General features: G+C 67.4%; 20 protein-coding genes. 5 read left to right on the top strand and 15 right to left on the bottom strand.

What is annotated here, in order from left to right; translation table 11 throughout:
- Positions 1-33: 33 nt before the first annotated feature.
- The 9 genes from purF to pyrC all read right to left on the bottom strand — a co-directional run bounded on the left by purF (position 34) and on the right by pyrC (position 10144).
- Positions 34-1500, bottom strand: a complete 1467-nt coding sequence (gene purF / locus FBT96_RS00500) for an amidophosphoribosyltransferase (RefSeq protein WP_136904447.1) — start codon at positions 1498-1500, stop codon at positions 34-36.
- A gap of 116 nt (positions 1501-1616) precedes the next feature.
- Positions 1617-2219, bottom strand: coding sequence for a CvpA family protein (locus tag FBT96_RS00495; protein ID WP_136904446.1), 603 nt, complete (start codon positions 2217-2219; stop codon positions 1617-1619).
- 21 nt (positions 2220-2240) lie between these two features.
- On the bottom strand, positions 2241-3608 hold the full coding sequence (radA, locus tag FBT96_RS00490) for a DNA repair protein RadA (RefSeq protein WP_136904445.1): 1368 nt from the start codon (positions 3606-3608) through the stop codon (positions 2241-2243).
- A gap of 203 nt (positions 3609-3811) precedes the next feature.
- Positions 3812-4555, bottom strand: coding sequence for an ABC transporter ATP-binding protein (locus tag FBT96_RS00485; RefSeq protein ID WP_136904444.1), 744 nt, complete (start codon positions 4553-4555; stop codon positions 3812-3814).
- On the bottom strand, positions 4552-5328 hold the full coding sequence (locus tag FBT96_RS00480; protein ID WP_394347648.1) for an MlaE family ABC transporter permease: 777 nt from the start codon (positions 5326-5328) through the stop codon (positions 4552-4554). Before FBT96_RS00480 ends, FBT96_RS00485 begins: the two co-directional genes overlap by 4 nt.
- On the bottom strand, positions 5328-6377 hold the full coding sequence (gene alr, locus FBT96_RS00475; protein WP_136904443.1) for an alanine racemase: 1050 nt from the start codon (positions 6375-6377) through the stop codon (positions 5328-5330). The genes FBT96_RS00480 and alr overlap by 1 nt, the downstream gene beginning before the upstream one ends.
- A 209-nt stretch (positions 6378-6586) precedes the next feature.
- Positions 6587-8077 carry a replicative DNA helicase gene (locus FBT96_RS00470; RefSeq protein WP_169583088.1) on the bottom strand — a complete coding sequence of 497 codons (1491 nt, stop codon included), beginning with the start codon at positions 8075-8077 and terminating at the stop codon, positions 6587-6589.
- Positions 8078-8318: 241 nt separating this feature from the next.
- Positions 8319-8999: an orotate phosphoribosyltransferase gene (locus tag FBT96_RS00465; protein WP_136904442.1), complete on the bottom strand. Its 681-nt coding sequence runs from the start codon at positions 8997-8999 to the stop codon at positions 8319-8321.
- Positions 9000-9103: 104 nt separating this feature from the next.
- Positions 9104-10144, bottom strand: coding sequence for a dihydroorotase (gene pyrC, locus FBT96_RS00460; RefSeq protein ID WP_136904441.1), 1041 nt, complete (start codon positions 10142-10144; stop codon positions 9104-9106).
- 207 nt (positions 10145-10351) lie between these two features.
- Between pyrC and FBT96_RS00455 the strand changes: the two genes are divergently transcribed.
- The 3 genes from FBT96_RS00455 to FBT96_RS00445 all read left to right on the top strand — a co-directional run bounded on the left by FBT96_RS00455 (position 10352) and on the right by FBT96_RS00445 (position 11496).
- Positions 10352-10669, top strand: a complete 318-nt coding sequence (locus FBT96_RS00455) for a hypothetical protein (RefSeq protein WP_136904440.1) — start codon at positions 10352-10354, stop codon at positions 10667-10669.
- Positions 10670-10805: 136 nt separating this feature from the next.
- Positions 10806-11042, top strand: a complete 237-nt coding sequence (locus FBT96_RS00450) for a DUF1127 domain-containing protein (protein ID WP_249306185.1) — start codon at positions 10806-10808, stop codon at positions 11040-11042.
- A 124-nt stretch (positions 11043-11166) separates the two neighbouring features.
- Positions 11167-11496, top strand: a complete 330-nt coding sequence (locus FBT96_RS00445) for an urease accessory protein UreE C-terminal domain-containing protein (RefSeq protein ID WP_136904439.1) — start codon at positions 11167-11169, stop codon at positions 11494-11496.
- Between the two features lie 39 nt (positions 11497-11535).
- On the opposite strand, the gene FBT96_RS00440 is transcribed toward FBT96_RS00445, so the two are convergent.
- From FBT96_RS00440 to FBT96_RS00430, 3 genes are all read right to left on the bottom strand, one after another.
- The gene (locus FBT96_RS00440) at positions 11536-12522 is read right to left on the bottom strand and encodes a phosphoadenosine phosphosulfate reductase (protein ID WP_212635348.1); all 987 of its coding nucleotides are present in this window, start codon (positions 12520-12522) and stop codon (positions 11536-11538) included.
- Between the two features lie 157 nt (positions 12523-12679).
- Positions 12680-13729: a glycosyltransferase family 2 protein gene (locus tag FBT96_RS00435; protein WP_136904438.1), complete on the bottom strand. Its 1050-nt coding sequence runs from the start codon at positions 13727-13729 to the stop codon at positions 12680-12682.
- Positions 13729-16092 (bottom strand): glycosyltransferase family 2 protein, encoded by a 2364-nt coding sequence (locus FBT96_RS00430; protein ID WP_136904437.1) that lies wholly within the window; start codon positions 16090-16092, stop codon positions 13729-13731. The genes FBT96_RS00435 and FBT96_RS00430 overlap by 1 nt, the downstream gene beginning before the upstream one ends.
- Before the next feature lie 260 nt (positions 16093-16352).
- On the opposite strand from FBT96_RS00430, the gene FBT96_RS00425 reads away from it, so the two are divergent.
- On the top strand, positions 16353-17123 hold the full coding sequence (locus FBT96_RS00425; protein ID WP_136904436.1) for a class I SAM-dependent methyltransferase: 771 nt from the start codon (positions 16353-16355) through the stop codon (positions 17121-17123).
- A gap of 14 nt (positions 17124-17137) precedes the next feature.
- Entirely contained in the window at positions 17138-18448 is a 1311-nt protein-coding gene (locus FBT96_RS00420) for a glycosyltransferase family 61 protein (RefSeq protein WP_136904435.1), read from the top strand.
- A gap of 16 nt (positions 18449-18464) precedes the next feature.
- On the opposite strand, the gene FBT96_RS00415 is transcribed toward FBT96_RS00420, so the two are convergent.
- From FBT96_RS00415 to FBT96_RS00405, 3 genes are read right to left on the bottom strand one after another with little or no spacing between them, the layout of a single operon-like run.
- Positions 18465-19544: a GSCFA domain-containing protein gene (locus FBT96_RS00415; RefSeq protein ID WP_136904434.1), complete on the bottom strand. Its 1080-nt coding sequence runs from the start codon at positions 19542-19544 to the stop codon at positions 18465-18467.
- Complete coding sequence (locus FBT96_RS00410; RefSeq protein ID WP_136904433.1) at positions 19541-20353, bottom strand: hypothetical protein; 813 nt, start codon at positions 20351-20353, stop codon at positions 19541-19543. Before FBT96_RS00410 ends, FBT96_RS00415 begins: the two co-directional genes overlap by 4 nt.
- Positions 20350-21378, bottom strand: a complete 1029-nt coding sequence (locus tag FBT96_RS00405) for a hypothetical protein (RefSeq protein WP_136904432.1) — start codon at positions 21376-21378, stop codon at positions 20350-20352. Before FBT96_RS00405 ends, FBT96_RS00410 begins: the two co-directional genes overlap by 4 nt.
- Positions 21379-21845 lie beyond the last annotated feature (467 nt).

The following is a 21845-nucleotide window of genomic DNA, read 5'->3' as shown; positions in this document are numbered from 1 at the left end:
TCGCCTCGGCGTCAGCCGAGGCGAAACACCCCCTCAGCCCTTCATCTTGAAGCCCTTGCCGATCTGGTCGGAAGGCTTCACCGGATAATCGCCCGAGAAACAGGCGTCGCAATATTGCGGGCAGGCATTGTCGCGCCCGGCCTCGGCGCCCGCGGCGCGGTAAAGACCGTCGAGCGAGATGAACTCGAGGCTGTTCACCCCGATCCAGTCGCGCATCTCCTCGACCGACATCCGCGCCGCCAGGAGCTTGTTCCGGTCGGGCGTGTCGACGCCGTAGAAGCAGGGCCAGGCGGTGGGCGGGCTGGCAATCCGGAAATGCACCTCGGCCGCGCCAGCTTCCAGGATCATCTCCTTGATCTTGCGGCTTGTCGTGCCGCGCACCACCGAATCGTCCACCAGCACCACCCGCTTGCCCTTGATCAGGCAGCGGTTGACGTTCAGCTTCAGCCGCACGCCCATGTTGCGGATATGCTCGGTCGGCTCGATGAAGGTGCGGCCCATGTATTGGTTGCGGGTGATCCCGAGCGCGAACGGGATCCCCGATTCCTGGCTGTAGCCGATCGCCGCGGGGGTGCCGCTGTCGGGCACCGGGCAGACCAGATCGGCCTCGACAGGGGCTTCGCGCGCCAGCTCCACGCCGATCTGACGGCGCGTCTCATAGACCGAACGGCCGCCGATGATGCTGTCGGGCCGCGAGAAATAGACATGCTCGAAGATGCAGAACCGCGGTTGCGCCGCATGGAAGGGCCGGGTGCTTTCGATCTGGCCTTCGTGGATGATCACCATCTCTCCGGGTTCGATCTCGCGCACCAGCTCCGCGCCGATGATGTCGAGCGCGCAGGTTTCGGACGAGAGCACATAGCCGTTCTCGCCCAGCCGGCCGAGGACAAGCGGCCGCACGCCCAAGGGGTCGCGCACGCCAATGAGCTTCGTGCGCGTCATCGCGATCACCGAGAAGGCGCCTTCGACCCGGCGCAGCGCATCGGCGATGCGCTCGGCATGGTTGGTCTGGATCGAGCGCGCCATCAGATGGATGATGCATTCGCTGTCCGACCCCGACTGGAAGATCGCGCCGCGGTCGATCAGCTCGCGGCGCAAAGCATCGGCATTCGTCAGGTTGCCGTTATGCGCGATCGCACAGCCGCCCATCGAGAACTCGCCGAAGAAGGGCTGGATGTCGCGGATCACCGCCGCCTTCGAGCCCGCCGTCGAATAGCGCACATGGCCGATCGCCAGCGGCCCCGGCAGCGTTTCCATCAAGGAGGCCTTGGTGAAATTGTCGCGCACATAGCCGAAACGATGCGCCGAGTTGAACCCCTTGGCCGGATCATGCGCGACGATCCCCCCCGCTTCCTGACCGCGGTGTTGCAGCGCGTGCAACCCCAGCGCCACGAAATTCGCCGCATCGGCGACGCCGATCACGCCGAAGACGCCACATTCCTCCTTCAGCTTGTCGTCGTCAAAGGGATGCGACAGGAAGGTCTTTTCGGCAACGGTCATGGGAAGGCTCCAGGGATCTTGGGCTTGGCGCGGCTTTAACGCGAAACGGGAGGGGTGTTAAGCCCTCCCGCTCGGAATTCCTTACAAAGGCGTCACGATTTCGCGTGGGCCATGGCTCAGTTGGTGGCGGGGGGCGTCACGCCACCGGGCAGAACCGCCGCCGGTGCCGCGGCGCAGCTCGCCACCAGATCCTCGTAGCGCGCAACGATCCAGCCGGGCGCATCATCGGGCATGGTGTCATCCATCTGCCCGCTCAGCTTCGAAAACACCTTGGCGGCGCGCGAATTGTCCACCACCGGCATCGCCTGCGCGGTGACCAGCTTGTCATAGACGACGAAGGCCACCGCCACCAGGATCACCCCGCGCGCGACCCCGAAGAGAAAGCCGAGGCCCTGATCGAGCCCGCCCAGCACCGAGCGTTGCACCAGCGTCGCAAACAGCGGCGTCAGGATCGAGAACAGCACCAGCGACAGCGCAAAGACCGCCGCGAAACCGCCGATCGTCGCCAGCTCGCAGCTGTCGGCCAGAAACTTGTTCAAGACCGGCAGCTGCGCGATCAAGGGCTTGGCGGCCCCGGCAAAGGTATAGGCCAGCACCGCGGCGCCGATCCAGCCCATGATGGCCAGCCCCTCGCGCACGAAACCGCGGCTGTAGGCGAGGATCGCCGACAGGATGATGGTGATCGCCACGATGGCGTCGACGATGGTGAACCCTTCCATGGTTCCAAACCCCCTGTGACGCTAGCCTGCGCCGAACATGTCCCCAACGAATGTCACGAGGTCGGGCAGCTTGCGCAGCGCCATCCCCGCCCCGCCCTCAAGCTTGGTGCCCACCGGCAGGATCGCCTGTGAGAAACCAAGTTTCTCCGCCTCTTTCAACCTGTTTTCCGCCTGTCCCACCGGGCGCAGCGCCGCCGAAAGCGAGATTTCCCCGAAAATCACCAGATCGGCCGGAAGCGCCACATCCTCGCGCGCCGAAAGCAACGCAGCCGCCAAGGCCAGATCGGCGGCGGGTTCCAGAACCTTCAGCCCGCCCGCGACATTGAGAAAGACGTCCAGCCCGGCAAAGGGAATGCCGCAGCGGCTTTCAAGGACGGCAAGAATGGTGGACACCCGCCCCGAATCGAGGCCCACCACGGTGCGGCGGGGGCTGGCGAGCGAGGAGGGGGCGACGAGCGCCTGAATTTCCGTGAGCACCGGCCGGGTGCCCTCAATGCCGGCAAAGACCGCCGAGCCGGGGGCGGGCTGGCCGCGCTCGCTCAGGAACAGCGCCGAGGGGTTGGCGACCTCGGCCAGACCGCCGCCGGTCATCTCGAAGACGCCGATTTCCGAAGCCGGGCCAAAGCGGTTCTTCACCGCGCGCAGGATGCGGAACTGATGGCCGCGCTCGCCCTCGAAATAAAGCACGGTATCGACCATATGCTCGACGACGCGGGGGCCGGCGATCTGGCCCTCCTTGGTGACATGGCCGACCAGGATCACCGAAACGCCCCGCGATTTGGCAAAAGTCACCAGCTCATGCGCGGCGGCGCGGACCTGGCTGACCGAGCCCGGCGCGGCCTCGACCATGTCGGCCCACATCGTCTGAATGGAATCGATCACCACGAGATCGGGGCGTTCGGCCTCGAGCGTCGTCAGGATGTCGCGCAGGTTGGTCTCGGCGCCAAGGCTGACGGGCGCATCGGCCAGACCCAGCCGCAAGGCCCGCATCCGCACCTGCGCAGACGCCTCCTCGCCCGAGATATAAAGGCATTTCAAGCCCTTGCGGGCAAAGGCCGCGACTGCCTGCAAGAGCAGCGTCGATTTCCCGATCCCCGGATCGCCGCCCACCAGGATCGCCGAGGCGGGGACAAGCCCGCCCCCCAGCACCCGGTCGAATTCCGCCATGCCGCACAGGGTGCGCGGCGGCGGCGCCTCTTCATGGGCAAGGGTGGTCAGGTCGATGCGCCGCCCCTTCGCCCCGCCCAGACTTTTGCCCGCCGGGCCGGTCGAGAGCGGCGCCTCCTCGACGATCGAATTCCACGCGCCGCAGGCGTCGCAACGCCCCGACCATTTGCGATGAACGGCACCACAGTCGGTGCAGGTGAAGTTTGCGGATGCCTTGGCCATGCGCCCTTGTGGCAGAGCCCCGCGCAGCCTGCAAGCGGCAGGCGGGGAAGGGGGGCGCTGCCCCCCTCGGCCTGGCGGCCTCACCCCCCGGGATATTTGGACCAAGGTGAAAGCAGATCCGGGTTTCGTTTCACCTTGGCGCAAATATCCCGGGGGGAGTCCGAAGGACGGGGGGCAGCGCCCCCCCTTCGCCGCAGCCTGTCTCAGCGGATCGCGGCGATCGGGCCCTCGGCCCGGCCATGGATGAATTGCGTCACGTAAGGGTCTGAGGTTTCATCCATTTCCGCAATCGTGCCGTGCCAGCGGATGAGCCCGTCATGCAGCATCGCGACCCGGTCGGCGATGGCCCGGACCGAGGACATGTCATGGGTGATGGTGATCGCGGTCGCCCCCATCTCGCGCACGACCGAGTTGATCAGATCGTTGATCACCCCCGACATGATCGGATCAAGGCCGGTGGTCGGCTCGTCGAAGAAGATCACCGAGGGCTCGGTGGCGATGGCGCGGGCCAGGCCGACGCGCTTTTGCATGCCGCCCGACAGTTCGGCCGGGAACAGATCGGCAACCTCGGGGCCAAGGCCGACGCGGGCGAGTTTTTCCACCGCGACCGCGCGCGCTTCCGTCTTTGAGCGTTTCTGTGGGCCGCGCAACAGCCGGAAGGCGACGTTTTGCCAGACGCTCAGGCTGTCGAACAGCGCCGCGCCCTGAAACAGCATGCCGAAGCGGGACAGGAACTCCTCGCGCGCCTGGGCGACCGGGACATTGTTGACCCGGATCGTGCCTGCGTCGGGGGTCACAAGGCCGAGGATGCATTTGAGCAGCACCGATTTCCCGGTGCCCGAGCCGCCGATGACGACAAGGCTTTCGCCGCGTTCGATGCGCAGCGAGACACCGCGCAGCACCTGTTTCGACCCGAAGGATTTGTGCAGGCTTTCGATCTCGATCATTTGGAGAAGAACACCTCGGTCAGCAGGTAGTTGGAGGCGAGGATCAGCACCGAGGCCGCGACGACCGCGGATTTGGTGGCCCGGCCCACGCCCTGCGCGCCGCGGCCCGAATTCATCCCGTAATAGCAGCCCATCAGCGCCACAAGGAAGCCGAAGGCCGCGCCCTTGACCAGCCCCGAGCCGACATCCCAGAGTTCCAGATATTCCCAGGTGTTGCGGATATAGGTGGCCGAGTTGAAGCCGAGCCGCTCGGTCCCGATCAGCCAGCCGCCCATGACGCCGATCACATCGCCCACGGCCACCAGCAGCGGCACCGAGAGCGTCGCCGCAAGCACCCGCGGAACGGCCAGATATTTCAACGGGTTGGTGGAAAGTGTGACAAGCGCGTCGATCTGCTCGGTCACTTTCATCGTGCCGATCTCGGCGGCGATGGAACTGGCCACGCGCGCCGCGACCATCAGGCCGCCGAGCACCGGGCCGAGTTCACGCACCATCCCGATCGCGACGATCGAGGGTACGACGCTTTCGGCCGAAAACCGCGCCCCCCCCGCATAGATCTGCAACGCCAGCGCTGCCCCGGTGAACAGCGCGGTCATGCCGACAACCGGCAGCGACAGCCAGCCGATCTGCAACAGCGCCTGCAGGAATTCGCGGCGGTAAAACGGCGGGCGCAGAATGTGGCTCAGCACCGCGCCGGTGAACAGGCTGACCCGGCCTGCCCCCGCAAGCGCGGCAAGAACGGTGCGGCCAAGGCCGGCCAGGGCGGTCAGGATCACGCCAGCCCCCCGACATAGCTGCGCTGATAGCGCTGACCCAGCGCGGTCAGGATTTCATAGCCGATCGTGCCCGCGACCTCGGCCAGGGCATCGACGCCCTGATGCGGCCCAAGGATATCAAGGCTTTGCGGCACCTCGGCCAGATCGGTGACATCGACGGTGATCAGATCCATCGAGACCCGGCCGATCAGCGGGCAGGGGGTGTCCCCGGCCCAGAGCGTCGCCTTGCCCGACAGCCTGCGCGAGAGCCCGTCGGCATAGCCCGCGGCGACGGTGGCGATGCGGCTTTCCCGCACCGCGGTCCAGCTGTTGGCATAGCCCACGGTCTCGCCCGGCGTGACGGTGCGGATCTGCACCACCGGCAGCGAGAGCCGCACCACCGGACGGGCCGACGCAAAAGGCAGGCCGCCGTAAAGGCCGATGCCGGGGCGGGTGACGTCGAAATGATAGTCGGGGCCAAGCAGGATGCCGCCCGTCGCCGAGAGTGCGCGTTTCAGCCCCGTCCCGTCGGTCATGGCGCGAAAATTTTTAAGCTGCAGCGCGTTCATCGGATGGTCGGGCTCGTCCGAACAGGCCAGATGGCTCATCGCGAGCTTCGGCCCGGCGGCCAGCAGCTTGGCCGAAACCGCGGCCCAATCGGCGGGCTCAAGCCCAAGCCGGTTCATCCCGGTATCCAGCTGAACGCCGAAAGCTGCGCCGGGCAGGGCGTCGAAATGGCGCTTCACCTGCTCGACCGAGTTCAGCATCGGGATCAGGCCCAGATCGCCGATCATCTCGGTGTCGCCCGCCATATGGCCGGAAAAGACGAAGATCTCTGGGCCTTCGCCCAGAGCCTGGCGCACGGCGGCGCCCTCCTCGGCGGCGGCGACAAAGAACTTGCGCGCCCCCGCCCGGGCCAGAACCCGCGCCACCCGCGCGGCGCCAAGGCCGTAGCTGTCGGCCTTGACCACCGCCCCGGTTTCGGTGGCGGCGGAAGTCATTGCGTCAAGCGCCCGCCAGTTGGCAAGCACGGCGTCAAGATCGATGCGGAGCGATGCTGTGGTCATGCGGTTTTCTTGAGCCTGAGGGGCGGAAGGTCAAGCGCAAACATCCGTGAGCGGGCGCACCCGCAACAGATGTGGCAGGGGGGCTCTGCCCCCCGTCCGCAAGCGGACTCCCCCCGGGATATTTGTGGCAAGATAAAACCAAAGGCTTCCCTTTATCTTGCCACAAATATCCCGCGGGGGTCCGGGGGCGCGAAGCCCCCGGCTTCGGTTCAGAACCCGTCCGAACCGTCGCCCTGCCAGGGCCGCGCGAGGTCCGAGAACCGGGTGAAGCGGCTTTCGAACGCCACTTCGACGGTGCCGATCGGGCCGTGGCGCTGCTTGCCGAGGATCACCTCGGCCTTGCCATGCACGCGCTCGGCCTTTTGCATCCATTCGGCGAATTTCGGATCGTCCTCCGGCGGCTTCAGGCGTTCATGATAATATTCGTCGCGATAGACGAACATCACCACGTCGGCATCCTGTTCGATCGAGCCCGATTCGCGCAGGTCGCTCAGCTGCGGCCGCTTGTCTTCGCGGCTTTCCACCGTCCGGCTGAGCTGCGACAGCGCCATCACCGGAATGTTCAGCTCTTTCGCGATCGCCTTCAGCCCCATCGAGATCTCGCCGATTTCCTGCACCCGGTTGTCGGTCCGCCCGGAGCCGCGCAGCAGCTGCAGATAGTCGACGATCACCACATCCAGCCCATGCGTGCGCTTGAGCCGCCGACAGCGCGCCGCCACCTGCGCGATCGGCAGCGCCGGGGTGTCGTCGATGTAGAGCGGGCAGGTTTCCAGCGCCTTCGCGGCCTCGACGAAGCGGCGGAATTCCGATTCCGTCATGTCGCCGCGGCGGATCTGTTCCGAGGGTACTTCGGAGGCTTCCGAGAGCACCCGGGCGGCCAGCTGTTCGGCCGACATCTCGAGCGAGAAGAAGCCGACCACGCCGCCCTCGACCGCGCCTTCGGTGCCGTCATGGCGCGCGCCGCGCTTGTAGGCCTTGGCGATGTTGAACGCGATGTTGGTGGCCAGCGAGGTCTTCCCCATCGAGGGGCGCCCGGCCAGGATCAGAAGGTCGGAAGGGTGCAGACCGCCCAGCTTGCGGTCGAGATCGCGCAGCCCGGTCGAGACGCCCGCCAGCCCGCCCTCGCGCTGATAGGCCGCGTTCGCCGATTGCACGGCCTCGGTCACCGCCTTGAGAAAGCTCACAAATCCCTTGTCGGCCGTGCCCGATTCCGCAAGCTTGTAAAGCGCCCCCTCGGTCTTCACGATCAGGTCTTCGGGCTCCAGCCCGACCTCGACCTTCTGCGCGGAAGCGGACAGGTCCTTGCCAAGCCGGATCAGTTCGCGCCGCAGCGCCAGATCATGGATCATCTGCGCATAGTCGCGCGCCGCGTAAGACGAGATCGCCGCCCCCGCGAGCCGGGCAAGATAGGTGGCGCCGCCCAGCGCCTTGAGCCCCTCGTCGTCCTCCAGATAGGCCTTGAGCGTCACCGGCGAGGCGAGCGCGTTCTTCTGAATCCGCGCCGCCGCCACTTCAAAGATCGTCCGGTGCACGGGTTCAAAGAAATGCTCCGCCCGCACCACCGAGGCGATGCGGTCCATCACGTCGTTGTTGGTCAGGATCAGACCCAGAAGCTGTTGCTCCGCCTCGATGTTATGCGGAAGGGCTTCTTCCTCGGGCAAGGCGGGCATCTCGGATTTGATCGGTGCAAGCGTGTTCATTTCTGCCTCATGACCCCATCCCCCGGGCTGTTCTAGCGACGGGCGGGGGAAAACGGAAATCCTCCGCAGGGTGGGATAACCCTGTGGACAAAAGCGCAACCGCGCCGCAGTTTAGCGCATTTTTTGGGGAATTTCCACCGGCGACCACAAGATATTGAGGGTGTTCCCCCGGGCAGACGAGTCGCCCAGGGTTGTCCCCATTTCATCCACAGGCGTATCCCCGGTTTTCTCCCCGGAAATCTCAGCCCTTCTTGTGGGCGTCCTGCCAGGCGCGCGGCGCGCCGAGGAAGGCCTCGACCTCGTCCAGCGTCGCGGCGTCAAAGGCGCCCTGCGCGCGGGCCTCGGCCAGCACGTCCCACCAGGTGCAAAGGTGGTGCAACTGCACCCCATGCGCGGCCAAGGTCGGCACGGTTTCCGGGAAGATGCCGTAATAGAAGATCACCGCCGTATGGGCGCAGGTCGCGCCGGTCTCGCGGATCGCATCGACGAAGCTCAGTTTCGAGCCGCCATCGGTGGTCAGATCCTCGACCAGCAGCACGCGCTGCCCCTCGGTCATCGCGCCTTCGATCCGGGCATTGCGGCCATAGCCCTTGGGCTTCTTGCGCACATAGGTCATCGGCAGCGCCAGCCGTTCCGCCACCATCGCGGCAAAGGGGATCCCCGCCGTCTCGCCACCCGCGATGTTGTCGAAGGCCTCGAAGCCCGCGTCGCGCAGCACGGTGACGGCAAGGAAATCCATCAGCGTCGAGCGGATGCGCGGATAGCTGATCAGCTTGCGGCAGTCGATATAGGTCGGCGACGGCAGGCCCGAGGCGAGCGTGAAGGGCGTCTCGGCGTTGAAATGCACCGCCTTGATTTCCAGAAGCATCCGCGCGGTCAGACGGGCGATTTCTTCCTTGGCGGGATAGGAGGAGGGGATCATGTGGGTGTCCTCATGCTGTTTCTTCTTGGCGCAAATACGCCTCTTTTCGACCGTGGCGCCCGGGGCGCGGGTGGAAAAGGGCGTATTTTGGCCAAGAAGAAGGATCAGTCGGTTACGTGCCAGAAAACCGGGAAGCCCGGGTCAAAGACGGTGACGGGACCGGCGCCGGTCTCGATCTTGGCGGGCCAGTGTGCGGCGGTGGCGGTCTTTTCCAGCGTCAGCGTTGCGCCGTTCACCGGCAGACCATAGAAGCGTGGCCCGTTTTCCGCGGCGAAGGCGGAAAGGGTCGCCAGCTTGCCCTCTTCCTCGAAGACATGGGCGAGCAGTTGCATCGTGTTCGTCGCGGTGAAGCAGCCGGCGCAGCCACAGGCGCATTCCTTCAGCGGATCGATATGCGGGGCGGAATCGGTGCCAAGGAAGAACCGCGCCTCTCCGCTGGTCGCCGCCGCGCGCAGGGCAAGGCGGTGGTGTTCGCGTTTCGCCACCGGCAGACAGTAGTAATGCGGCTTGATGCCGCCCACCAGAATGTGGTTGCGGTTGAGGATCAGGTGATGCGTGGTGATCGTCGCGGCCAGCGTGTCGTCTTGCGACCGGGCATAGTCCACGCCGTCTTGCGTCGTGATATGCTCCATCACCACGCGCAGCCCGGGCGTCGCGCGGCGGATCGGATCGAGCACCGTCTCGATGAACACCGCCTCGCGGTCGAAGATGTCGATCGCCGGATCGACCACCTCGCCATGCACGCACAGCGGCAGGCCGATCTCGGCCATCTTGTCCAGGACACCGCGGACCTTGTCAAAATCGCGCACGCCGGAATGCGAATTCGTCGTGGCGCCCGCCGGGTAAAGCTTCACCGCCTTGACCAGCCCCGACGCCGCCGCCGCCGCGACATCGGCGGGATCGGTGGTTTCGGTCAGGTAAAGCGTCATCAGGGGCTCGAAGGCCGCGCCAGCGGGCAGGGCGGCCAGGATGCGGTCGCGGTAGGCCGCAGCCTCGGCGGCGGTCACCACCGGCGGCACCAGATTGGGCATCACGATGGCGCGGGCGAAATGGCGCGTGGTTTCGGGCAGGACACCCGACAGCATCGCGCCGTCGCGCAGATGCAGGTGCCAGTCGTCGGGGCGGGGAAGGGTGATGCGGGTCATGCGCCCCGGTTACACCCAAGGCCGCGGCATTTCCAGTGCCAGCTTCTTGTCCCCCCGCCACGCAGGCGGCTTCTTGTCCCCCGCCGCGCAGGCGGCTTCGCGCTTCCGCCGCGCAGGCGGCTTCGCGCTCATGTGACCGTGGGGCTCTGGACGTCGGTCGGCCCATGCGTCACCCTGCGCGGGCCTCGGGGGAGGATGGAGAGACACATGACGACACGGTTCATCGCCTTGGCGGGCCTTGCCGCCGCCACCACCGCCCTTGCGGGCTGCAACGACCCGGGCTTTCGCGGCGTGCCCGAAGTGCGCATCGCCTCCGCGGCCGAGGTGGCGCAATGCCGCCTGACCAGCACGATCACCAACGAGCCCGGGCTTTACGGCCCCGTGGTCGGGCGCGAGGCGGAACGCTACGCCCGCAACAAGATCCTCGACATGGCGAAAGGCGATGGCGCCAACACCGTCGTCTTCGATCCGGTGATGCCGGGCGAGCCGGTCTATCTGCTGACCGCCAAGGCCTATCGCTGCTGATCCGCTCACGGATTGTTTACGCTGCATTGCAGAAAATGCAGGGCGGGGTTTCGGCAAACGTTCTTGTCGGGTCCCCGCCCGCTGCCTATATCCCGGCTCAGGGAGGAAACATTCTGCACCCTGTCAGGAGGTTTCCATGAGTTATGCCGAACTGTTCGACGCGCCCGCCAAGACACCGATCAAGGGCGTGGCGGCGCGTCTGTCGCGATTGCCCTCGGCCTTGGGCGAGGGGCTGGTGGAGGTGCTGGAAACCGGCGCGCGTCTGCGCGAGGTGACCCGGCTGCGGGCGATGTCGGATGCCGAACTGGCGCTGCATCACATCACCCGCGACGAGATCGTGCCGCACGTCTTCCGCGACCGCTACTGCTACTGAGACTGCTACCGCCGAGAGGCCGGTGAGGCCGCCGCGGGTCCGGACCTGCGGCGGCCCATCCTCTTGCGCCGGGCGCTGGCGCGGTCGATACTGGCCGTGTTGAAGTTTGCCGAAGGAGCGGGCGATGTCGCAAGAAACCCTGACCGAAGTGCGCGGTGATCTGGTTCTGGCGGCGCTTTGCGTGGGGCAGTTCCGGGCGCCCTGCCAGATCGAGGCGGAACGGCTGCTGGTGCGCGCCGACGAATCGCTGATGCAGGCGCTGCGGGCGCTGGGTCTGGAGATCACGGCGGTCGTCGAGGTCTTCACCCCCGCACCGTTGTTCGCGCCCGAGGATCTGATCCTGGATCAGGTGGCGCGGGGCATCATCCGCCGTCAGGTCACCACCCATGTCTTCCGTCCGCATGACGACGAAACCGCCGAGGAAGACGGCGATTCCGTGGCCGCCGCGGTCTGATCCGGCGGACGGGCAAGCGCCCCGCCGCGGCCCCCGCCGTCAGGCGGCGGTGCCGCCCGTTGCGGGTTCGGGCGGGGCATGTCCGGGCCGCGGAGAGCCGGATTTCTCCAGCTGATCTTCCAGCACCAGCAGCCGGTTGCGGAACCGTGGCCAGCCCAGCCGCCGCACCACGTTGCGGCACAGCATCGCTTCAAGCCGGGGGCGGCCCGAACTGTTCAGATAACCCGCCAGCCGGCGCAGATAGCGCGTCGCATCGCGCCGCCCGCGCCACAGCCGCCAGAACAGCGCGGGCGTGAGGGTTCCGGCGCAGGCCTGCGCCAGCATCGGTTCCAGCGCGTCGATCTCGGCCAGGGCGGTTTCGGGCGTGCTGCCCAGATTGCGGCAGGGCAGCAGCGTCACATGCGGGCGGGCCATCAGCGCCGCATGCATCGCATCCTCGGTGATCAGCGGATCGTAGATCACATGCACCGCCCCGGCGCCATCCAGCATGTCGGGGGCAAAGCCGTAGCGGTCGGTGAAATTCTGCCGCCGCCGCCGCCGGAAGCGGTCGTCCCAAGCGGTCAGCCGGGCGTCCAGCGTCGCCTGCGGCGCCAGCGTGATCACCGTGGCCCCCGGCGCCGCGACCGAGAAGGCCGCCGCCGCATAGCCGCAGCTGCCCGCGCCGTAAAACACCACGCGGTCGAAATCCTCGAAAAACGCCTCGTCGACCAGGCGGTCGACATAGGCATAGACGGCGGGATCGCGAAACCAGCTTTCGTCATGGCCGATCAGCGTCAGGCTGGAATGGCCGCCCGCCTCGGCCAGGGTGAAGCCCAGCGGCAGCTGATCCTCGGACCGGGCGCGGATCGCGGCGCGGATCTCGAAACTGACCAGAAGCACCGGACCACGGTCGGCAAAAAGCACCGAATGGTCCGCGCCAAGCGGTTCCCAATAGCCCTCAAGCTCGCCCAGTTCCTCGATGTGGTGCAGCCAGTCGCTGTCGTTCAGATCGCGCATCGTGCTGATTTCCAACTTTCCCCCGTCCATCGCCGCCCTCCTGCCGTTGCAACGGAAGACTGCCCGAACAGGGTTAATCTATCATTCCCGCCGCCTGCCGGAAATGCGCAGGCGGCAAGAAAATACCTTGGATTGTAGGGAAAGGGGCGTCAATCCGCCGATAAGCGGGGCAGTGTTTCCCCGGCGGTTACGCCCGGGGCGGCTTTGCCGCGGCGGCAAGGCCAAGCGCCCGCATCCGCGCGGCCAGCGGCGGCGGCAGCGGCCGCGAGGGCGGCGTCAGCATCAGCCGCCCGAACAGCGCGCGAAAGGGCTCCTCGGCCATCAGCGCGGCAAAGCGGCGCTGCCGCCAGGCGACCCCCGCGCGGTGCAGCCGGTCCAGCTCCGCATCGGCGCGCAGCCGGGCGATCTCCGCGGCGGTGGCCGGGGCGTACCGGCGGATCGTGCGATCTTCGATGTCGCAGAAATTCCGCTCGACCCAGTAGCTGAGATCGAAGGCCGAGGCGTCCCGGTTCGCACGCCCGCGGTCGCATTTGAGCACGTAACTCTGCATCGCGCCCAAAGCGTAATGGTTGAGCTGCACCAGCTGCCAGGGGTTTTCGCCCAGCGGCGTGAACAGCCGCCCGCTGCGGTAGCTGTCGGGCAGGCGGCGGCCGCTGCCATCGACCCAGAGCGTCTGCGCGATCCGCGCCGGATCTGGGGCGCGGGGGCGATGCACGCCGAGCTTGCGATAGGCGCCATCGTTGCGAAACATCGTCTTGATCAGGCTTGCCCGCCAGGGCCAGGTCATGCCCGCGGGCGCGGCGCGGGGGAATTGCTCCGTCACCGGCGCATCGGCGAAATCGACGACGCCCGCATTGCCAAAAAGCCGCCAGGTCAGCGCGATCGCCGTCGCCTCGGGCAGGGTGGCCAGCAGCGCAGACAGCGTGCCGTCGCCCGCATGGATGTTGACGAATTCGTCGATGTCGAGGACCAGAACCCAATCGGCGGCGCGCATCAGCGGGTGCTTGTCCGCCGCCTTCAGCGCCGCCCATTGCGGCCCCTCGCGCCAGGGGCCGGGGTTGCGGAGGTGGGTCAGCGCGCCCAAAGCCTGCAGCCGGTCCAGCATCTGATCGGTGCCGTCGGTGCAATCGTTGGAAAAGACAAGGAAATCGGTGAAGCCCACGGCGCGGTGATGGGCCAACCATTCCAGCAGGAAGGCCGCCTCGTTCTTCACCGTCAGAATGGCCAACGCCCGCATCAGTGGTTCGCCTCGCCCTCGTGGTCCACGGTGAAGAAGAAATCCGGCGGCAGGTCGCGCAGGTGCAGATCGGCCGGAATGACCCCCGGACCGGCGTTGAAGACGGCCGAGCCGAAGACATGCAGCAGCCGCGACAGCTTCTCGAACCGGTCCGAACACAGCTCGGCGTAGAAATTCGCGTAAGCCTCGGTCGCGCGCAGCTCTGCGATCTTTGCCCGATGCGCGGCGACCGAGAACTCATGCGCGGCGCGGATCTCCGGATCCGCCAGCAGCCGGTCAAATTCCGCCCCCGCCCGCGGGATCATCCGCTGGATCGAGCGATCCTCGACCGCGTTGTGATTCATCCGGAACCAGTAGTTCAGCCCTTGATCGCGATCGACATGGTTCACCCGGCCGCGGTCGCGCTTGACCAGAAAGCTCTCGGCCGAGCGCACGGCGTAATGATTGAGCTGCACCCAGTCATAGCCATAGGTCGTCGCGGTCGAGCGCCAGCCGTTGCGATACAGCTCGCGCGGCATCGGCCGCCCCGAGCCGTTCAGCCAGATCACCTGATCCCAAAGGTCGGGCAAAAGCCCCTTCGGCCGGTGCACGCCCAGCTTCTTGTAGATGTCGATATTGCGAAACAGCGTCTTGAAGCCCCAGGCCTGATGCGGCTTGCGCACGATCTCGGGGGCGCAGCGGGTGAATTGCTCCAGCAGGAAGCGGTCCTGGTATTCGTGCACATCCGCATTGCCGAAAAGCCGCCAGGTCAGCGCGATCATGTTCGCCTCGCCCATCGCCTCATACAAAGCGCGAAGCGTGCCGTCGCCGATCTTCACATCAATGAATTCATCGACATCCATGCAGATCGCCCAGCCGCAATTCCGGATCAGCGGCTCTTTTTCCGCGCTTTCCAGCGCCGCATGCTGGGGCGGCATGTCCATGGTGCGAAACGGGTTGTCGCGGTGCTGGCAGATCCCCTTTCTTTGCAGCAGGTCCAGCATCGTGTCGGTGCCGTCGGTGCAGTCGTTGGTGTAGATCAGGAAATCATCGACGCCGATGGCGCGGTGATAGGCGATCCATTCGAGGATGAAGGGGCCCTCGTTCTTCATCGTGGTGACGATGCAGGTGCGCCCCGCTTCGGTCGCGCGCACGGGGGCGGGGCGCGGTTTCGAGACCGGCGGGCGGATCGGTTTCGCGCCCCAGACCTCGGTCGCCAGCCGCAAAAGCTCCGGGTCCTCGATCAACGAGGTTTTCGGCGCCAGTTCCGAGGCCGCCCGGCCCGGCACGCGCAGCCCCATGGCGCGCCAGAACGGGATCAGGCTGGCCGGATCGGGTTTCGTATAGGCGATGCGCAGCAGCCGCCAGGTCGCATCGAGCCCGACCTTGCCCGGTGCGACGCCCCAACGCGCAATGCCGCGCGTCGCGTCGAACTGCCGGCACAGGTGATCGGAAAACCGCGCCTCGGCCCCCGCCCGCACCCGCCAGGGATAGATCCGCCGCCCGACCAGCGTCACCATGCCGGTGGGCGCGGCAAGGCAGCGTTCAAAGGCCGAAGGCGCGCCGTCGGGGCGGGGTTGCAGGATATCGGTCACATCGAGCTGCAGCACGACGCGGGCGCGGGCAAGGAAGCGCCATTTCACCAGCTCGAGCACGATCCCCTGACCCAAGGGCGCCCGCCAGGGATCGTTCGGCGGCACCTCCATCCGGTCCTTGCCCGGCGCGTCGGGGGCGTGAAACGGGTGGTTCTCCGGCCCGTGATCGGGCTTGCCCAGCGGCACGGGGGAATGCAGCACGACAACCGTCATCGTCCGATCGCGCGCCGCAAGCCGTTGCGCAATCGCCGCGGCCAAAGCCGGGCCGTGCAGCGCATCGCTGTCGGGCGGCGAGCGGTCAAGGATCAGCGCGGCTTCGGCCCCGTGCAGGTCGTGGTGCCAGACCAGCCAATCGGCGATGCCTTGCGCGCTTTCCTCAAGCCGTTGCGCGAAAAGACAGAATTTGCCCGCGAAGAGATCGGTCTCGGCGGGTGCGGGGGCGATCTCGACCGTCACGACCGGGCCTTGCGGGGTCTCGGCCGCATCCTCGCTGTGGATCGCCTCGGGGCAAAGGCCAAGCCGCAGCGGCCCCTCGGGCGCGGCGCGGCCATGCACCATCACGCCGCCCGCCACCTCGCGCCGGTCGATCACCTCGAAACCGCCCGCGGACGGATCGGTCGCGATCTGCCCGGCAAAGGCGGGATGGGCAAAGAACAGCCGCAGCGTGCGGCCGGGGCGGCCGTTGCGGGCCTCGGGCCAGATCACGGCATCCAGCAGAAGCAGCCCCGCGGGCCCCTGCGCAAAGCCTTTTCCCTGCAATTGCCGCGCGACGACCGTCGATCCGTTCATGCTGCCCCCGTTTTGACCAGTCCTAGCAGGGCCCCGGCCCGCTTTCAAACGGGCGCTGGTTTTCCGGGGCGATTGTTTCGCTGGCGGTGACAGGGGCGGTGGATCGTTGCCAGATCCGCCTGCCCGGAAATTGCCCGAAATCCGCTGCGAAATCGGCCAAAGCCCGTGATTTCAGGGGCGCTTGCGGGCTTTCGGGCGCGATCCTTGCCAAGGCACCGATTGCGGATAGAATGCCCGGAGGTGATCAAAAGGGTGGGCAGATGGACGAGCAAGACGGCAAGGTGGGGTTGCGGCGCAATCCCGGGCAGAAATACAGCCTGTTTCTGGACGAGCTGCACAGCCGGATGGTGTTTGACTGGTACATGGAAATCGGCTGCCGTGCCGGGCGCAGCTTTGCCCCGGTGGCGGGCAAGACGATCGCCGTCGATCCCTTCTTCAAGGCGGAAACGAACATCATCGGCGCCAAGCCGCAACTGCTGATCTTCCAGCAGACGAGCGACGATTTCTTCGCCTCGGGGATGCTCGAGCGGATGGGGATCAAGCTCTCGCTGTCGTTCCTTGATGGCATGCATCTTTTCGAATATCTGCTGCGCGATTTCATGAACACCGAGGCGCTGTCCAACCCCGATGGCGTGATCGCGCTGCATGACTGCCTGCCCTTCAACGAACGCATGCTGACCCGCGATCTGCAGAACCTGCCCAAGGGGCCCTGGACGGGCGACGTGTGGAAACTGATCCCGATCTTGCGCAAATATCGCCCCGATCTGCAGCTGACGGTGCTGAACTGCCGCCCGACGGGGCTGGTCCTCGTTTCGAACCTCGACCCGGCGAACACCGTGCTGCGCGACGATTACGAGGCGATCCTGGCCGAATGGACCACGGTCGATCTGGTGCCCTATGGCGTCGGGCGCTTCTACGACTGTTTCGAAAGCACCGATGCCGAGGCCTTCGCCGCCGCCGATTACCCGATCTTCGCGAAGATCCGCCAGGCCCCCGCGACGATCCGCAAGCCGACCAAGGTCACGAAATAACCCCGGAGGGTCCGATGTCGGCACCTGAAGACGATCCCGCCCGCGCCCCGCAGCCGCAAGGCGGCTGGTCCACAAGGATCGTCTCCGTGCCCGGCGCGCTGGTCGTGCCGCCGACCGAGGCCGACATGGTGCAGGCGATGGGCATCCATGACGCGGCGGGCGCCTATGTGCACGAGGGGGTGCTCTGGCGCGGCCGCCGCCTGATGGTCGAGCCCGATCCGCGCCCCGAGCCCTTGGCCGATCTGCCCGGGCGCTGGATCTGGGGCGGCATCCTGCTCAATCACTTCGGCCATTTCCTGGTCGAAAGCACGCCGCGGCTTTGGGCGCTCGACGCGGTCGAGGGGCCGGTCGATGGCCTCCTCTTCACCGTCAAGCGCGAGACGATCGAAGAGGCGGGGGAGCTGAAGCTGCAACCGTTCCAGCGGCTGTTCTTCGACCTGCTGGGGATTGACGTGCCGATCCGCATCCTGGCACAGCCGACCCGGGTCGAGCGGCTGGAGGTGCCGGGGCAGGGCTTCGGTCTGGGCACGATCGCCGCCGGGACCGCACCGTTCCGGGCCTTTTTTGCGACCCGTTTTGCCCGCAACATCGCCCCGCAGGGCGCTGAAAAGCTTTACATTTCCCGTTCTGCGCTGGGGGCTGCGCGGGGCGGCGTTCTGGGCGAGGACCGGATCGAGACGGCGCTCGCCGCGGCGGGCTACGAGATTTTCCACCCGCAAAAACACAGCCTGCAATCGCAGATCGCCCATTACAAGGCGGCGCGGCAGGTGGTGGCGCTCGATGGTTCGGCGCTGCACATGGTGGCGATGGTGGGGCGGCGCGATCAGCAGGTGGCGATGATCCGGCGCCGGGTGTCCGACGTCTCGGACAGCATCGTCACGCATCTGACCGCCTTCACCGGGCGGGCGCCCCTGGTGATCGACGTGATCGAACAGGATTGGGTGCGCTCGGACCGCAAGCGGGCGGACCGGCATTCGGTCGGCCAGCTCGATCTGCCCGCGCTGGGCCGGGCGCTGGTCGCGGGCGGCTTCCTGCCCGAGGGGGCCGAAATCGCGCCGATGAGCGAGGCCGAGATTCAGGCCGGGGTGCATGTCTTCGAGGATGCGCTGAGCGGCAAGCTGAGTTTCGAGCCGCTGGCCCGCGGCGCGCGGCGCGCGCTGTCCGAAGCGGCGCCGGTGGCGCGGCGGCGCAAGGACAAGCCCGGCGCGAAACCGGGCAAGGAAGACAAGCTCAAGGGCGAGGAGCGCCGGGCGGCACGGATGGCGCGGCGGGCGGAAAAGACCGAACGGCGGGAAAAACGCGCGGCGGCCGAGCCGAAGGGCTGAGACCGCCGCGGCTGACTTATTTGCCGCGCGCGGCGCGGCGGGATTCGCGGGCGGCCTTGCGCTCCTGCCGTTCGGCGCGGCGGGCGGCGCGGTTTTCGGGGGTTTCCTCGGCGGGCGTCGCTTCGGGTTCAAGGGGGACGGCCGCTTCGCCCAGATGCGCCCGGGTAAAGACCGCCATCACCTGCGCCACCGCGGCTTCGCGCACCGAGCGCAGGTTCGGCTCGAACCAGCCCGCCCCGGCCTTGACCGAGGTGACAAGTTCATAAGAGGGGAAATAATCCACCTCCGGGTGATCGGCCTGCATCTCGCCCGCCACCGCGCGCAGCACGGATTTCGACAGCACCGTCGCGGGCAGCACATGCGCCTGCGACGCCGTCGCGGTCAGCGGCACCGGCGAGACGGTGAGCAGCACCCGCAGCGCCGGGTTGAGCGCCTTGAGCCGCGCCAGCGCCGCTTCCAGATCGGCCTTCACCTCGGCGGTGCGGAAATTCGCAAAAGCATGGATCTCGGGGTCGAAACTGCCCGCGATCGTGCCCGGCGCCGTCGCATAGACCTGACCCGAGGGCGTGTGAACCCAGGCCTCGGTCAGACCCAGGGTGAAGATGAAGACATCGGCCTGCGTGAAAACTTCGCGCACCTTCTCAAGGTGTTGCGCGCGGGCGGCCTGGAGCGCAGCGGCGGTCTCGAACCCGCCCGGCTCGATGTTCGGACGCAGCGCGTCGTAAAACCGGCCGTCCTTTTCCCAGATCGCGTCGAAATCCGGGGCCTTGCCCCAGGCCTCCTCGAGCAGCTGGCGCAGCTGGCGGGTGGTGTAGATGTTGCCATAGCGGGCCGAATACATGTCATAGCCATGGCTTGGCCCGTCTGCGGCGGCGATGCCCGCAGGGCGCGGCTCGGCATCGAGCACGTTGAAACCGTTCTTGCGCAGGGCCCGGCCGACATGCTGGGCAAAGCACGACCCCGCGGTGACGATCCGGTCGCTTTTCGTCAGCCCCCAGCGCGGGCGGTAAAGATCGGGCGGCGGATAGGCGGCCTCGGCGAGGCCCGTGCGCCAGAAGGCGCGGGCGTCGATGCCTTGATAGGGCGAACGGGTCATGCGGACACTCCTTCGAGGGGACAGGCAAGGCCAAGGGCGGGCTGGATCGCCGCCCAGCAGGCCAGCCCGAAATCGGCGTTCATATGCGAGGCGTCGGTGCCGCCGCCTTCGCCGGAAATCAGCCGCGAGGCTTCCTTGTTATAGGCGCCGCGGGTGGTGATGCCATCGGCCACGGTCGCCGCGGGCTGGGCGATGAACCGCGCATGGGGGGCCAGCGCCGCGCTCACCGCGGTTTCGAACATCTGCCCCAGCGCCGGGCCGTCGCCCGCGGTGATCGCCGCGTCCCAGCCGTAATCCGAGGTGCCCTCGGGCGCCTGCCGGGCCCAGTCGGCCCAATGCGGTTCGGCCAGCGCCAGCACCGGCTTGCCCGTTGCCTGCGCAATCGTCCGGGCGTGCTCGACCAGCTGGGTCGTGCCGTAACGTTCGGTCAAAAACGCCGCGGCAAAGGCCGGATGCACCAGCGTCTTGCCCGCGGTGCCGCACAGCCCGACCCAGGCGTGGCTTTTGTAAAACCGCAAGATGCGCTTTGACGAGACATTCAGCCCCACCAGCAAAAACGCATCGAACCGGGCAAGGTCGATCCGGTCATAGCCGCCCGAAAGCTGGCGGAAATGGCTGGCGATCTTGGGCCGCGTCGGCACCAGCGCCGTGCCCTGCAGGCCCACATGGCGCATCCCGTCCGAGGGCGCGCCGAAAAACACCGGCTCGACCGCTGCCCAGCCGGGCACGGCCTCGGCGATCAGCCGGTCCCAGCCCAGTTTCAGCGCCGCGATATGGGAATTGCCGATCACGCACAGCCGCAGGGTCATTTCGAGAACGCCTCCAGCAATTCATCCTCGCACATCACTTTCGCGGTCTTGCCTTTGGCCTCGGCCCTTGCCTTGCGTCTGGCCCGCCGCTCGGGGTCTTTCGCCCGCTGCTTGCGGTCGGTCGCGGCGGCGGCGGGCGGCGGCGCGGCCCCGCCCGCGAGCAGATCCAGCAGATCGGCGCCGCCGCACAGCCGCACGACGAGCGCCGCCAGAGGGTCGGGGTCGGCAGCCTCGCCCCCCTGGGCCAGAAGCCGCCCGACCAGCGCATCCAGCACCGGATCATGCCGCACCCGCGCCGTGCCCCGCGCCCAGTCGGCGGCGCGGGCGGCCAGAAGCGCATGGCTGGCCCGGGTCTCGGCGCGGGCGCCGGGCGGCGCGGGCAGGACGATCAGGCAAAGCCGCAGCGTCGGGTTCAGCGCCTGCAGCCCGGCCGAAAGCCGGGCAAAACCGGCGTCCAGATCTTTGGCGCTCATCCGCGCCTCGGGCCAGTCGGGGGCATGGAGGCCCGCGGGCGGGCGGGGAAAGACCTGCCCGCTGGCCGGATCGGTCAGCAGCGTGGGCGCGCCAAGCGGCAGCACCAGCGTTTCGGCTTCGGCCAGCAGCCGCGCCAGCGCCGTCAGATGCGCCTGCCGGTAGGCGGTGGCGGTGGCAAGATCGGGCAGGCCCGCCGGATCGACCTCGGGGCGGGCGGCATCGACCAGCGTGCCGTCGGGCTGCGGCCAGAACACCGGCGCGGCCTCGCCCTGCGCCGCCGCGATCAGCTGCGCGAGCAGCCGCACATCGCCCAAAGCCCCGGCCCGTGCCGAGGCAAGCCCGTAGTGAAACTGCGCCAGAAGCGCCGCCGAGGCCTGTTTCGGCCCGGGTTCGGCATCGGCCAGCAGCGCGCCGCCGCGGCGCAACGCCTGCGACACGGCCGGATCGCCGCCCAGAACGGCCAGCCGGACCGCGCCTTGCGGCACGGGCGGGGCGGAAGCGGTGTCGGCCTCGGTCGTCGTCGTCGTTGTCGTCGTCTCTGCGTCGTGCATGCTGTCCCGCCTTCCTTCCGGCGCAGAGTATGCGCCGTGGCCGCAGTTTGAAAGCCAATCATGGACATTTGAGGGCAGCCCGGGATTTTGCCTGTCGGTCCGAACGGGGGCGGGTCCGACGGAGGGGGCGAAGATTGGCGCCGCCAAAATGTCGCACCGGGCCCGAAGGCCGGGTTGACCTATGTCAAAGTGGATCCGCGCGCAAAGCCGCTAGAAGAAACGCATCAGGTTCCCGATCTCCCTGAAACGGCGCAAGCCAGCGGAACCTGAAACAGAACCCGGACGTTCTCCCTCGTCGGGTTCCAAATAACGCGCTGCGGGCCTCCCTCCCGCAGCGCTTTATTTTTGGGCCGGTCGTATCTGCTGTTTCGCCTCGGCGCAGCCGAGGCGACCCGGGGGGGGGGGGGGGGGGGGGGGGGGGGGGGGGGGGGGGGGGGGGGGGGGGGGGGGGGGGGGGGGGGGGGGGG

Source organism: Rhodobacter capsulatus (assembly GCF_005144475.1).
GTDB lineage: Bacteria > Pseudomonadota > Alphaproteobacteria > Rhodobacterales > Rhodobacteraceae > Rhodobacter > Rhodobacter capsulatus_C.
This window is presented reverse-complemented; position numbering and strand designations above follow the sequence as displayed.